This window comes from Mycobacterium appelbergii (assembly GCF_032883035.1).
Taxonomy (GTDB): Bacteria; Actinomycetota; Actinomycetes; order Mycobacteriales; family Mycobacteriaceae; genus Mycobacterium; species Mycobacterium appelbergii.
On record NZ_JAMQTH010000022.1, the window covers coordinates 1 to 13,684 of the forward strand.

The 13,684-nt window shown below is 66.7% G+C and carries 11 protein-coding genes; 7 read left to right on the forward strand and 4 right to left on the reverse strand.

The genetic code is table 11. The features are described from left to right. Nucleotides 1–310: 310 nt before the first annotated feature. Nucleotides 311–3,598: an error-prone DNA polymerase gene (locus M1247_RS34340; protein WP_317160923.1), complete on the forward strand. Its 3,288-nt coding sequence runs from the start codon at nt 311–313 to the stop codon at nt 3,596–3,598. 34 nt (nt 3,599–3,632) lie between these two features. Then, nucleotides 3,633–4,793 (forward strand): SGNH/GDSL hydrolase family protein, encoded by a 1,161-nt coding sequence (locus tag M1247_RS34345; RefSeq protein WP_317160924.1) that lies wholly within the window; start codon nt 3,633–3,635, stop codon nt 4,791–4,793. Here the strand turns inward: M1247_RS34345 and M1247_RS34350 are convergent. Continuing rightward, nucleotides 4,744–5,721 (reverse strand): EamA family transporter, encoded by a 978-nt coding sequence (locus M1247_RS34350; RefSeq protein ID WP_317160925.1) that lies wholly within the window; start codon nt 5,719–5,721, stop codon nt 4,744–4,746. The genes M1247_RS34345 and M1247_RS34350 overlap by 50 nt on opposite strands. Nucleotides 5,722–5,789: 68 nt before the next feature. Between M1247_RS34350 and M1247_RS34355 the strand changes: the two genes are divergently transcribed. Beyond that, entirely contained in the window at nt 5,790–6,671 is an 882-nt protein-coding gene (locus M1247_RS34355; RefSeq protein WP_317160926.1) for a LysR family transcriptional regulator, read from the forward strand. A 38-nt stretch (nt 6,672–6,709) separates the two neighbouring features. On the opposite strand, the gene M1247_RS34360 is transcribed toward M1247_RS34355, so the two are convergent. Next, nucleotides 6,710–7,576, reverse strand: a complete 867-nt coding sequence (locus tag M1247_RS34360; protein WP_317160927.1) for a hypothetical protein — start codon at nt 7,574–7,576, stop codon at nt 6,710–6,712. Nucleotides 7,577–7,909: 333 nt separating this feature from the next. Between M1247_RS34360 and M1247_RS34365 the strand changes: the two genes are divergently transcribed. Next, the gene (locus M1247_RS34365; protein ID WP_317160928.1) at nt 7,910–8,479 is read left to right on the forward strand and encodes an XRE family transcriptional regulator; all 570 of its coding nucleotides are present in this window, start codon (nt 7,910–7,912) and stop codon (nt 8,477–8,479) included. Between the two features lie 33 nt (nt 8,480–8,512). Here M1247_RS34365 and M1247_RS34370 read toward each other — a convergent pair whose 3' ends face one another. After that, nucleotides 8,513–8,926, reverse strand: a complete 414-nt coding sequence (locus tag M1247_RS34370) for a TIGR03667 family PPOX class F420-dependent oxidoreductase (protein WP_317160929.1) — start codon at nt 8,924–8,926, stop codon at nt 8,513–8,515. 22 nt (nt 8,927–8,948) lie between these two features. Between M1247_RS34370 and M1247_RS34375 the strand changes: the two genes are divergently transcribed. Continuing rightward, the gene (locus M1247_RS34375) at nt 8,949–9,602 is read left to right on the forward strand and encodes a nitroreductase family protein (RefSeq protein WP_317160930.1); all 654 of its coding nucleotides are present in this window, start codon (nt 8,949–8,951) and stop codon (nt 9,600–9,602) included. Nucleotides 9,603–9,686: 84 nt separating this feature from the next. Here the strand turns inward: M1247_RS34375 and M1247_RS34380 are convergent, their stop codons facing one another. Next, complete coding sequence (locus M1247_RS34380) at nt 9,687–10,151, reverse strand: tRNA (cytidine(34)-2'-O)-methyltransferase (RefSeq protein ID WP_317160931.1); 465 nt, start codon at nt 10,149–10,151, stop codon at nt 9,687–9,689. Nucleotides 10,152–10,442: 291 nt separating this feature from the next. Here M1247_RS34380 and M1247_RS34385 point away from each other — a divergent pair, with 291 nt between their 5' ends. Together M1247_RS34385 and M1247_RS34390 are read left to right on the forward strand one after the other, a co-directional pair. Continuing rightward, entirely contained in the window at nt 10,443–13,280 is a 2,838-nt protein-coding gene (locus tag M1247_RS34385) for an ATP-binding protein (RefSeq protein ID WP_317160932.1), read from the forward strand. Then, complete coding sequence (locus M1247_RS34390; protein WP_317160933.1) at nt 13,277–13,684, forward strand: roadblock/LC7 domain-containing protein; 408 nt, start codon at nt 13,277–13,279, stop codon at nt 13,682–13,684. The genes M1247_RS34385 and M1247_RS34390 overlap by 4 nt, the downstream gene beginning before the upstream one ends.

The following is a 13,684-nucleotide window of genomic DNA, read 5'->3' on the forward strand; positions in this document are numbered from 1 at the left end:
ACGGCGAGCAGCTCAGTACGGGTCAGTGATTCGACCTCGCAGGCGGCGAACGCGTCGAACGCCGCCCGCAACCCGGCAATCGCTGTGACCGCATCACCCTCCATTCATCGAACATATATTCGACCACCGACAAGTGCGATTCACACCTAGATGTGATGTCTTAACGTCGGGACCGTGGTGGTGACAGTTCCGCCTCGGGAACTGTCACCGATGTCCTGATACAGAACTGTCACCGATGTCTAGATACATAACAGGACTGACCGCGACACGCCGCTATCGCTATCGAACAATTGTTCGATAGACTGGTAAGGTGGGTTGGCACAATGGACCACCGAGCTGGACCGAAATGGAGCGGGTGCTCAATGGCAGAGCGCGCCGTTCCGGAGGGCTGGCTGAGCCGCATGGCGACGGTGGGGACGGCCCGGCCTGGTCGCGTAAGCGCGGTGCCTACCAGCCGCCGGCGCCACAGCCGTCAACGTCCGCATCGGTCCGGTACGCCGAACTGCACGCACATTCGGCCTACAGCTTCCTCGACGGGGCCAGCACGCCGGAGGAGCTTGTCGAGGAGGCGGCCCGGCTGGGCCTGCGGGCTATCGCACTGACCGATCATGACGGGCTCTACGGGGTGGTGCGTTTCGCCGAGGCCGCCAGGGAGCTCGACGTAGCCACGGTGTTCGGTGCAGAACTGTCGCTGGGCAACATCCCGCGCACCGAGGATCCCGATCCGCCGGGCCCCCACCTGCTGGTGCTGGCCCGTGGACCCGAAGGGTATCGACGGCTCTCCAGGGAGCTGGCCAAGGCGCACCTCGCCGGTGGGGAGAAGGGCAAACCCCGATACGATTTCGACGCGCTCAGCGAAGCCGCCGGTGGGCATTGGCACGTCCTCACCGGATGCCGCAAAGGCCATGTCCGCCAGGCGTTGTCGCGAGGTGGCCCGGAGGCGGCCGCCACCGCGCTGGCCAGCCTGGTGGATCGGTTCGGTGCCGACCGGGTCAGCATCGAGCTCACCCACCACGGCCATCCGTGTGACGACGAGCAGAACGCCGCACTGGCCGCACTCGCGCCGCGCTTCGGGGTCAGCGTCGTGGCCACCACCGCTGCCCACTTCGCCGCACCGTCCCGTGGCAGGCTGGCCATGGCGATGGCGGCCATCCGGGCCCGTAATTCGATGGACAGTGCGGCCGGCTGGCTGGCCCCGCGCGGCGGTGCGCATCTGCGCTCGGGGGAGGAGATGGCCCGGCTGTTCGGTCCTGAGATCGTCACGGCGGCAGCCGATATCGGTGAACAGTGTGCATTCGGACTGGCACTCATTGCGCCACAACTGCCACCGTTCGACGTGCCGCCGGGGCACACCGAGGACAGTTGGCTGCGCCATCTCGTCATGGCGGGGGCGGCTGAGCGATACGGCCCGCCGGCAACCGCAGCCAAGGCCTACGCGCAGCTCGAGCATGAGCTGAGAATCATCGAACAGCTGACATTTCCGGGCTACTTCCTGGTGGTGCACGACATCACCCGGTTCTGCCGCGACAACCACATCCTGTGCCAGGGCAGGGGATCGGCGGCCAACTCGGCGGTCTGTTATGCACTGGGGATCACCAACGTCGACCCGATCAGCAACGAGCTGCTGTTCGAGCGGTTCCTGTCCCCGGTCCGCGACGGCCCGCCGGACATCGACATCGACATCGAATCGGACCTGCGCGAGAACGTCATTCAGTACGTCTACGAGCGGTACGGCCGCGACTATGCGGCCCAGGTCGCCAACGTCATCACCTATCGTGGCCGCAGCGCGGTGCGCGATATGGCGCGTGCCCTGGGATTCTCCCAGGGGCAGCAGGACGCCTGGAGCAAACAGATCAGCCGGTGGAACGGCCTTGCCGACTCCCCGGACGTTCAAGACATCCCGGAGTCGGTGATCGAGCTGGCCACCCAGATCACCAATCTGCCTCGCCACATGGGAATCCACTCCGGGGGCATGGTGATCTGCGACCGGCCCATCGCCGACGTGTGCCCGGTGGAGTGGGCGCGCATGGAGAACCGAAGCGTGCTGCAGTGGGATAAAGATGACTGTGCGGCGATCGGTTTGGTGAAGTTCGATCTGCTCGGCCTCGGAATGCTCTCCGCGCTGCACTACGCCATCGACCTGCTCGCCGAACACAAGGGCATCACCGTCGACCTGGCCAAGCTGGACCTGTCCGAGCCCGCCGTCTACGAGATGCTGCAGAAAGCCGACTCGGTCGGGGTGTTCCAGGTGGAATCCCGCGCGCAGATGGCCACCCTGCCACGGCTGAAACCTCGCGAATTCTACGACCTCGTGGTCGAGGTGGCGTTGATCCGTCCCGGCCCCATCCAGGGTGGTTCGGTGCACCCGTACATCAAGCGGCGCAACGAATTAGAGCCGGTCACCTACGACCATCCGTCGATGGAACCGGCGCTGAAGAAGACGTTGGGAATACCGTTGTTCCAGGAGCAACTCATGCAACTCGCGGTCGACTGTGCGGGTTTCACCGCGGCCGAGGCCGACCAATTGAGGCGGGCGATGGGCTCCAAGCGTTCCACCGAGAAGATGCGACGGCTGCGCGGCAGGTTCTACGACGGTATGCGGGACAAACACGGCATCACCGGCGAGGTGGCCGAGCGGATCTACGAGAAGCTGGAGGCCTTCGCCAATTTCGGTTTCCCGGAAAGCCATTCGCTGAGTTTTGCGTCGCTGGTGTTCTACTCGTCGTGGTTCAAGCTGCACCACCCGGCGGTGTTCTGCGCGGCGCTTCTGCGGGCCCAGCCGATGGGTTTCTACTCGCCGCAGTCGCTGGTCGCCGATGCGCGGCGGCACGGGGTCACGGTGCACGGCCCGGACGTCAACGCCAGCCTGGCCTACGCCACCTGCGAGAACCAAGGTCTGGAGGTGCGGTTGGGTCTCGGCGCGGTCCGCCACATCGGGGACGACCTGGCGCAGCGCGTCGTCGACGAGCGAGATGCCAACGGGCCGTTCGCAACCCTGCTGGATCTCACCGGACGGGTGCAATTAAGCGTCCCGCAGACCGAGGCACTGGCCACCGCGGGGGCGCTGGGTTGCTTCGACATCACCCGCCGTGAGGCGTTGTGGGCGGCCGGTGCGGCAGCCACCCAACGGCCCGACCGGTTACCGGGGGTCGGGTCGTCATCCCATATCCCGTCGTTGCCGGGAATGAGTGAGCTGGAGTTGGCCGCCGCCGACGTGTGGGCCACCGGTGTTTCACCGGACAGCTATCCCACCCAGTTCCTGCGTGAGGATCTCGCCGCGCTGGGCGTGGTGCCTGCGGAAAAGTTGCTCGAGATTCCCGATGGCACCCGAATCCTGGTGGCCGGCGCGGTGACTCACCGGCAGCGGCCTGCGACCGCGCAGGGTGTCACCTTCATCAACCTCGAAGATGAAACCGGCATGGTCAACGTGCTGTGCGCCCCGGGGGTGTGGTCGCGTCACCGCAAGTTGGCGCAGAGCGCGTCAGCACTGATCATCCGGGGCATCGTGCAGAACGCCACCGGCGCGGTGACCGTCATCGCCGACCGGATGAGGCCCATCAACCTGCGGGTGACATCCCGGTCCCGCGACTTCCGGTAACGACGCGCAGCGCGCTACTGGCACCATTGCGCCCATGGCAGATCTCATCACCACCCCGCTGACCGCCGCGCTGTTGCTCGGTGCACTCGATGTGGAGCACACCGAGCACGGGCTCATGCCCTACCGGCTGCCCGCGCGTGCTCGCGCACAGGCCGACCAACAGTTGCTGATGGCAGCGGGTCAGCCCTCGGGGGTGCGGCTGGCGTTCCGAACCCGGGCCACCGTCATCGAATTGGACGCCCATCGCACGACCATGGCCTTCCGCGGGGTCCCGCCACGCCCGGACGGGCGCTATGACCTGTTCATCGACGGCCGGGCCACCGGCCAGGCGGTGTCCACCGGCGGTACCACCGTGATCGTCGACAGTGCGACGGGAGAAGCCGAGATTCAGCCCGGGCCGCCGGCGACCGTCCGTTTCGCTGAACTGCCCGCCGGGGAGAAAGACGTCGAGATCTGGCTGCCCCACTACGAGCGGGTCGAGTTGTTGTCCCTGCGGACCGACGCCGGTGTCGAGCCGGCCGGCGCCGCGTCGCGGCCGCTGTGGCTGCACCACGGCAGCTCGATCAGTCAAGGCTCCAACGCTGCGAGTCCCGGGACCACCTGGGCGGCCCTGGCCGCCGCACACGGGGGCGTCGACCTGATCAATCTCGGCTTCAGCGGAAGCGCCATGCTCGACCCGTTCGTCGCCCGCACGATGCGCGACCTTCCGGCCGACCTGATCAGCGTGAAGATCGGGATCAACCTCGTCAACGGCGACGTCATGCGGCTGCGCGCGTTCACCCCGGCCGTGCACGGCTTCCTGGACACGATCCGCGACGGGCACCCGGCAACACCACTGCTGGTCGTCTCGCCGATCCTGTGCCCGATCCACGAGGACACCCCGGGCCCGGGCGCCCTGGACCTCACCGACGGGACCATGCGGTTCCGTGCCACCGGAGATCCCACCGACGTCCGCGCGGGCAAGCTGACGCTTCAGGTGATCCGGTCCGAGCTCACCCGCATCATCGAGCAACGGGCGACCTACGACCCCAACCTGTTTCTGCTCGACGGCCGGGAGCTTTACGGCGAGGCGGACGCCGCCGAACTGCCCCTGCCCGACCGCCTGCACCCGGACGCCGCCACCCACCGCCTGATCGCTGAACGATTCACCGCGGCGGCGTTCGGCGCCGGCGGCCCGTTCGCGCGGACACCGTAGGCAGGTCGGGGCGGGACGTCGATCCGGTGGCGAGGACAACGCCGACGTTGGCGATGACGATCAGGGCGATGGCGATCCAGTCGAGAGCGGCCAGTGCTTCGCTGAGCACGACGGCGCCGATGGCGGCGGCGAACATGGGATTGACGCTCATGAAGATCCCGAAGAAATGCGTGGGCACCCGGCGCAGCGCGAGTACATCGGCGATGAAGGGGATCACAGACGCCAGCACCCCCGCGGCGAGGCCGCAGCCCAGCGCGAAAAGGGTTGGTGGGTGGGCGATCAGGGCGACAACCCCGATCGGTATGTAGACCACCGCCGATATCGCGCCTGCCGTGGCGGATCCCTCGATCCCGGCGAATCGTTTTCCCACGATGCTGTTGAGCAGGATGTAGCCGGCCCAGCAGGTCGCGGCGAGCAGGCCGAGGCCGACACCGACGTAATCGGTGGACGGCTGCGGGCGGGTGAGCACGAGGACGCCGACCGCCGCAAGGATCGCGCAGGTGAGGGTGAGGCGGCGGCGCGTGCCCGTCGGCGTGGCGAGGAGGGCGCCGGTGAGCGCGATGGTCAGTGGGCCGAGGAACTCCAGCGTCACCGCCAGGCCGAGGCCGATGCGGTCGATCGCCGTGTACAGCGCGAGGTTGATGGCTGCGAACACCCCGGCCAACCCGATCACCGGAACCCATTGCCGCCGCGTGAAAGTGCGCAGCCGTGGCCGGCCGACAGTCAGCAGGATCACGCCGGCCACCCATTGACGGATCGCGACCACACCGACAGGTCCGATCACCGGAAACGCAAGCGCACCGACGGCCGCACCCGACTGGTTCGACAGGGCGCTGCCCACCATGAGTGCCACGCCGGCGGCACGATCTCCGCGATGATCCGCGGGCGCGGCGGTGATCGCGGATCGGTCCTGGATGTCGTTGTCCACCTGGCCAGCGTGCAGGCACGTTGTGGATTCGCAAAATGCATTTTATGTCCGATCGATACGCTTGACGCATGGATCTCGAGTTGCGGCACCTGCGCTGTCTTGTGGCGATCAGCGATCACGGCGGCTTCACCGGTGCCGCCGCGGCGCTCGGGGTGTCCCAGCCCGCGGTATCGCGCGGGTTGGCGGCGCTCGAGCGGGAACTCGGGGTGCGCTTACTGCGACGCACCAGTCGCGAGGTCGTGCCGACCGCAGCAGGGGAGCGGGTCCTCGCCAGGGCCCGCCGCCTACTCGCCGAAGCTGACGATCTCGTGCGCGACGCCCGGGGTGGAATCGGCAGGCTGCGCATCGGCCACGCCTGGGCGGCGATGGGAGCACACACCGTGGAGTTCCAACGCAGATGGGCCGCGGGACACCCAGACATCGACCTGCATCTGGTTCGTACCAACTCACCGACGGGCGGCCTGGCCGAAGGCGCCTGCGATGTCGCCGTCGTGCGGACCTCCCGGGACACTCCCGGCATCGGCGACGCGCGTTTCGACGACGTGATTGTGGGGCTGGAGTCCCGCTACGCCGCGGTGGCCGCGGATGATCCGCTCGGGCGGCGCCGCCAGTTGCGGCTGGCCGATCTCGTCGACCGTGTCGTCGCAGTCGATCCTCGCACCGGCACGACCACACCCGAGCTGTGGCCACTCGGCAGCAGGCCGGAGGTCGAGGAGATCCACGACGTGGACGACTGGCTGGCGGTGGTCGCGGCGGGTCGGTGCGTCGGGGTCACGGCGCAGAGCACTCTGACGCAGTACCGCAGACAGGGCGTGGTCTTCCGTCGCCTACAGGACGCGCCCCCGGTGCCGGTCCGGCTCGTCTGGTGGCGTGACGATGTGCACCCGGCCACCACCGATGTCGTCGGACTGCTCTCCGAGTTGTACCACCGGGCGGCCCCGTCGCGCTGAAATCATTGCGGATGACGGTGATTCGGTGCTCCCGTTGATCAACCGTTGTTGTTCGACAGCCCGGTGCGCAGTAGCGCCCAGGCCAGCCTGCGGGCTTCCGAGGCTCGTTCGTGCATGAGCCGTTGCACGGCAGGGATGGGGTTGGGTTGCGGTGTGCGTCCCTCGACCACCTCGGCGTGTACGTCCTCGGCGACCCGGATCCCCATCAGCACAGCCTCATTGATCTGATCCAGCGCCTGGTGCAGCCGGTCGTCCTCACTGAGCAGGTGGGCATTGTCGAGTTCCACCCCGACGTCGTTGACGACCTGGCTGATCTGTTCGAAGATCGCGTTCATGGCTTGTTCGCGCACGTCGCGGTCGTCGTTGCCGAGAACCCTTGCGCCTTCGCTCCACAACGTCGCCAGCATCCGGGTCTGCGCTCCCACGGCGCGGGACACCTCGATCATCGCCTGCTTCTGCATGTGTTCGTGAAGGTGGGCGCGCTCCACGCGGGCCAGTTGCCGTTGTGCCTCCAGTTCGGCGCGATGCAGACGCTGCCGGGATTCCATCTCGGCGCGGTGCCACTTCTGCGTGAGCGCAAGTTCAAGTGCCGCACGCTCGTCCGCGGCCGCCAGTTCCCGTTGCAACCGCTCGGCCGCGTCGGCGACATCCTGCCTGGCCTGACGTTGGATGTTGAGGGTCTGCCACATCGTCACCATGACGACGGCGAAGACGACGGCACCGAAGAACCACTCCGACTTGCTTCCGAGTTCGCCCGGACTGAACAGGATGAACCAGGCGATGGCCACGCCTGCCACACCGGCGCAGACCAGCCACCCGATCCCGTTCCTGCCTTCGATCGGGTTGCTGCGCGACTCCTGCGGTTCCGGCGCTACCAGTGGTATCGGTTCCGTGGGTTCACTCACCTCGCTGCGTGCTGACGATTCGATGGCTCTGGTCGATTGAGTTAGTCCGGTCATCCTGACCTCCCGTGACCCGAGCCGGCTGCGCGTTCAGACTAGGTGTACACGAATTTGGTACACCACCGGCGGGTGCCATTTCCACCGGACCCCGTTGACGCAAACACCGCCCCGCATACTCCAATTCGCCGAATTCTTCAATAACCCCTAGGCAGTGACGGGGCGCGCCCAAACCGTTACTCTCCTCGAGTGCTCAGTTCGAGCGGCGCGAATCGAAGTCGTTCCGTGTCGTCGGCTGCTCACGGCCATTGCATTTCATCGCGGGAGAATTGAGGGCCCATGGGACAGAACGCGTCATTGGATGGCGATTCGTCGATCATCGTCAGTCTCTCCGAGGCTGCGATGCACATGTACTCCGCCGCCATCGATGCGTTGCCGTTCCAAGAGGACAAGAAATTCCACAAACGCGCCGACGTCGTGCTGTCGGGCATGCGCAAGCTGCGCGCCGCACTGACCGAGGCCGCAGGCAGCTCACGGCCGTCACCCGATGTGATCGTGGCGCTCAGCGGCGTTCGTCGTCGCTACGACTCCCTCATGGCGCATGCGGCGTCGGCACCGGGGTCGAGTCTGGGACAGCAGCTGTACGTCACGCGCATCCATGCCAAGCTGTCCGCCCAGGAAGTGGCCAACGGAGCCGGATTGCGCGCAGGACTGCTCGACGAGCTTGAGGCCGGCGCCACGCCCACTGATGACGAAGCCAAGAAGATCACGGAAGCGATCGCTGCCCTCGGTGGTCTGCCCGACGCCGATCATGAGGTGCAGCCCGCAGCTCAGCCCGGCTACGAGCAGTCGCTGGAGGCGCAGGTCAACGGCTGGGACGACATGGTCCTCGCCGAGAACGCCAACTGAGCAACGCCGCAGCACACCGTAATTCGGTGCGGCTCAGCCCTCGGTCGGGGTGGTCCAGACCTTCTCGAGGCTGATGCGCAGCCGGGTGTTGTAGGCCGCCATCGCTTCGGTGAGGCCGAACTGTTCGGCGTCGGCGGCATACTTGCCCCAGTACGCCGGGTCCGTGCGGGGATCGGCCCCTTCGGCCTCCACGCGGGCGTGCCCGCCGATCACGATGACCCCGCCGCCGTTGCCGTCGGAATCCAGGTTGAGACTCACTTGCGGATGCGCCGTCACGTGACGCACCTTCGCCGCCTCGGGCATCGTGTAAACGACGACGTCGGTGCCGTCGAAGTAGAACCACACGAGCCTGGGCACCGGCTGTCCTGATTTCGTGACGGTGGTCAGCCAGCCATAGTGGTCAGCGCTCAAGCGTTGGGTGACTTCGGTTGTCAGCTCTGCAGTCATGACGCGAATGTAGTCTCGCGAGATGACCGCCGATTCGAACCTGAACCTGTCCGTCGATGAACTTCTGACCACCACCCGGTCTGTGCGCAAACGGCTCGACTTCGAAAAGCCCGTGCCGCGCGAGGTGCTCATGGAATGCCTCGACCTGGCGCTACAAGCCCCCACCGGTTCGAATGCCCAAGGCTGGCAATGGGTTTTCGTCGAGGACCCCGCAAAGAAGAAGGCGCTGGCCGACATCTACCGGACCAACGCCAACCCGTATCTCGATCTGCCCAAGCCCGAGCGCGGCGACCTCCGTGACGAGCAGATCGATGGCGTGACGAACTCGGCCAAGTACCTCAACGAGAACTTCGAGAAGGCCCCGGTGTTGTTGGTGCCGTGCCTGGAGGGCCGTCCCGACGGGGCGCCCGCGGGGATGAGTGCGTCGTTCTGGGGGTCGCTGCTGCCCGCGGTGTGGAGTTTCATGCTGGCGCTGCGGTCCCGCGGCCTGGGGTCGGCGTGGACGACGCTGCATCTGCTCGGCGACGGCGAGAAGCAGGCCGCCGAGGTGCTGGGCATCCCCTTCGACCAATACGCGCAGGCCGGGTTGTTCCCGATTGCCTACACCGTGGGCACCGACTTCAAGAAGGCCAGGCGACTGCCCGCCGAACAATTCACCCACTGGGACACCTGGTGAAGCAGGGACAGAAGTTAAGCCGGTCTTGAAGCGACTCTGAGAATCCGGTCGGCCGCCGGGGCCTCCGGGACTGAGCTACAGCGGCTACACCGCCCCGGAGAACCCGTGTTGGCGCCACGCTTCGTAGGCGGCGACGGCCGCCGCGTTCGACAGATTCAGTGACCGCCTGCCGTCGAGCATCGGGATCCGCACCTGCATGGTGATGTGCGGATCGGCCAGTGTCTCGGCGTCCAACCCGGTGGGTTCCGGGCCGAACATCAGCACATCACCGGGTTGGTAGGCGACATCGGCAAACGACGTGGATGCATGCGCAGTGAAGGCGTAGACGCGCGCAGGCATGACAGCCGCCCACGCACCCGTCAGATCGGTATGCACGGTCACCGACGCAAGATCGTGGTAATCCAGGCCGGCGCGGCGCAGCTTCGGTTCGGACAGATCGAAGCCCAGCGGCTCCACCAGATGCAATTCAGCACCGGTCGCAGCAACCATGCGGATCGCATTCCCGGTGTTGGGGGCAATCCGCGGTGAGTAGAACATCAGCCGAAACATTCGACGATGATCGTACGACCGTCGCCGGCGAGTTCACCCGGCCCAAATGCGCAGCACAATCAGCGATCGGTCGATTGTTTGCTCGATTACCACACAACTGGGCAACGGCTCGGTCACGAACTCTGTCTGTTCAGTAAGAATTGTGGAAACGACCGCGCGCGGCTGTCATACTCGTGCAATTGCCAGGCGTATGACGCCCGCCCGAGCATGGGCGAAATCAGCAGGAAGCCTTATGAATCACGCCTCAGGACTGAATTGCGGACACGCGGCCCGTAGCACGGCCGGGCGCCGATGACCGCCTTCACGCAGTTGAAACAGGCCGACGGCGCCCTGGTCGAATTCGCGCCGGCCCAGGACACGCCGCCGCCCAAACGGCCGTCCAGCTTCTCGCCCGCGAATTGGCCGGTCCGGTGGAAAGTGCTCGCGATCGTTCTGGTGCCGTTGATACTGGCCGCCACGTTCGGCGGACTACGTATCTACGCCAGCGCCACCGAGGCCGCCGAACTCCGGTTGGCTGCCGACCGCGCCGAATTGATCCCCGCGATCAACGACTACATGGGCGCCCTCGACAAGGTGATGATGGCCGCCACCGGAGGCGGCGACGTCCGGTCCGCGATAACGGAATTCGACACGCGCAAATCGGAACTGCAGCAACGGAAGGATTCCACCGACGTCGTCGACGATGCCGGTCAGGCCGTGACCAGCCTGCTCGACAAGGGGCAGGGACTGGTCGACAAAGTGAAGGCCAATGCGGTCGACCTGCGCGGCGGCGTCCTGGAATACGCACAGCTGCTGCTGACCGCCGAGACCGCTGTCACCGGATCGGTGCAGACCGACGACCATGCCGTTCAGCTGCAGGCCGAGGCGCTGGCGAGGGCCATCGGCGCACGCGGACAGATGATGATGCAGGGCCTGATGGTCAACCGGGGCGGTGACCTGCCCGAACCGGAACTGCGTACCTCGATGATCACGCTGGCGGGCACCGAGCCGTCGACCATCACGGCCATGGCGAAGGTTCTCGGCGGTGCCTCCGACGAGGCTGCGACGCTGCGCGCCGAGATGGTCAAACGCATGGCCATGATGTCCAACCCGACGGTCCCGCTCGTCGGTAACCCGGATTTGCTGGCATCCATGCAGGCCACAGGAAAGATCGCCGATCAGATCATCGCGGACACCACATCGGCCATCCCTGCTGCCGTGGAGCAGGCGGCTGCCGATGCCCGTGGCGACGCCATCCGGGATGCGGTGCTGGTAGCGATCGCGATCATCACTGCGTTGGTCATCGTGTTGCTGGTGGCCCGTTCGTTGGTGCTGCCGTTGCGCACGCTGCGTGACGGCGCCCTCAAGGTGGCGCACGAGGATCTGGCCCGCGAGATCGAGCGAGTGCGCGGCGGCGGGGAACCCGGCATGGTCACCCCGCTGCCGGTGACCACCACCGAGGAAGTCGGACAGGTGGCGCACGCGGTCGACGAATTGCACCAGCAGGCCGTCTTCCTGGCCGGCGAGCAGGCCCAGCTGCAGTTGCAGGTGTCCGACATGTTCGAGACGCTGTCGCGGCGCAGCCGCTCGCTGGTCGACCAGCAGCTGTCCCTCATCGACCGGCTGGAACGCAACGAGGACGATCCGGAGCGGTTGGACAGCCTGTTCCGCCTGGACCATCTGGCCGCCCGGATGCGCAGAAACGGCGCCAACCTGTTGGTGCTGTCGGGGTCGAAGGTCACCCGCGAACACCGCGAGCCGGTGGCCGTGGCCACGATCATCAACGCCGCGGCATCCGAGGTCGAGGACTACACCCGCATCGTCACCGCGACTGTCGTCGACACCGAGATCGTCGGCTCCGCGGCGGGCGATCTCATCCACCTGCTGGCGGAGTTGCTCGACAATGCGCTGCGGTATTCGCCGCCCGTCTCCCAGGTGCGGGTGTCTGCGGTGGACGCAGGAAACGGTGGGCTGGTGATCGAGGTCAGCGACGTCGGTCTGGGTATGACCGAATCCGACCTGCGCGTCGCCAACATCCGACTGCAGTCCGGCGGTGAGGTGAATCCGTACACCGCGCGGCACATGGGTCTGTTCGTGGTGGGGCGCCTGGCCACCCAACACGGCCTCGTGGTCCGGCTGCGCGACACCGCCGACGATGAGGGCTCGGGCACGACCGCGGGGGTGTACATCCCGGCCGAACTGCTGGCGCGCGACGGTGCCGTCCCAAGTGCTGATCTGCCCTACGGCACGCCCGACGACGCGTCGGCCGCCGTCCTGGGCGCGTCGCCGCTGGAGGCTCAACAGGCATCGGCCGACGGCGTCGGGACCGAGTATCAGTTCAACGGCCACGCGGACGTACCCGTCGGCCTGTTGCCCCAGCGCAATCCGGGCGCGAGCGGTATCTCCGAACTACCGGGAACACTGCGGCCCGACGGGCCGGCCGGCGAGGAGCCGACGCCTGTCGAGCCGGCAGCCGAGTGGCCCCAGCAGTGGCCGGCCGACGCCGCCGAGCAGGATCGGCCCAGTCAGGCTCCGACCAACACGTCATCGTTCTTCGCGTCGCGGGCCCAGGCCGGCGTCAACGGGACCAACGGAATCAACGGGGTGCACCTGCCCGCCGACGAACCCGAACCCGCCGCGGGGGAGCTGCAGCCCGTCGAGCAGCAGCCCGTCAACGTGGCCCCGGCAGAGTCGGCGACCGCATCGGACGGCGACGCGATCTACCAGTCGATGATCTCGGAATTCTCGATCGACCCGACCACTCACGCGCGCAGCGAGGACCTGGACTGGAAAACGGTGTGGGAGAAGGGCTGGTCGGTGGCCGCGGCCGCGCAAGACGCGCCCGTCGAGCAACGCACCGAGGAAGGCCTGCCGATGCGTACGCCGGGGGCCCGGTTGGTGCCGGGTGGCGTCGCTGCGGTCACGGGTGTCCCTGACGGTGTGAACGGGCGTCACCGCAACGGTGGAGCGCACCGGAACGACGACAGATCCGAGACGGTAGCATCGACAGACGAACCTGACAGCGACATATTTGCGGTGTTCCAGCCGCGCGATCCCGAGGCTGTCCGTGCGAGCATCAGCAACCACTTCGGCGGAGTGCATGCAGGCCGCTCGCACGCCCGAGAGACCAGAGGAACCGATAGCGAATGACCCGACCGACGCAGCGCGATTCCCTGGACTGGTTGGTGTCCAAGTTCGCCCGCGAAGTGTCCGGCGTGTCCCACGCGGTGCTGGTGTCGGCGGACGGTCTGCTGATGGCGGCCAGCGAGAACATGCCGATCGAACGCGCCGACCAGCTCGCGGCGGTGACCTCAGGGCTCGCCAGCCTCGCTACCGGCGCCGCGCAGCTGTTCGACGGCGGCTATGTGATGCAATCCGTGGTCGAGATGGAGAACGGCTACCTGCTGTTGATGCGGGTCGGTGACGGCTCGAACCTCGCGACGCTGACCAGCCCCTCGTGCGATATCGGGCAGGTCGGTTACGAGATGGCGATTCTGGTGGAACGTGTCGGCGCCGTGGTGCAGTCGTCGCGTCGTGCACCACAACCTTCGTGA